Below are 211 nucleotides of genomic sequence, written 5' to 3'. Positions count from 1 at the left end.
GGTCACGGTGACCGTGTAGGTCAGCGTGTCGCCCAGGCTCACCGTGCCCGAACCGTCTTCGTCGGCGTTACCGGTCATCGCCTTGGCCAGGGTCTGGCTCAGCGCCGTCACCGGCGTGGTCACCGTCGTGGTGCACGCAGGGTCGGTGCTGCCCGCCGGGCAGGCCGGGCTGGTCGAGGTCGCCGTGTTGCTGATCGAGCCGGCAGTCACA

The 211-nt window shown here is 70.1% G+C and carries 1 protein-coding gene; it reads right to left on the bottom strand.

The annotated features are described in order from the left end of the window. Positions 1-211 (bottom strand): hypothetical protein (locus AC6CH2_RS22580; RefSeq protein WP_498271175.1); only part of this gene is annotated, 211 nt, incomplete at both ends.

It is taken from the genome of Lysobacter sp. GQ73, assembly GCF_059758755.1.
Note: the sequence above shows the minus strand (reverse complement) of the source record. Positions and strands in the feature narration are given on the sequence as shown.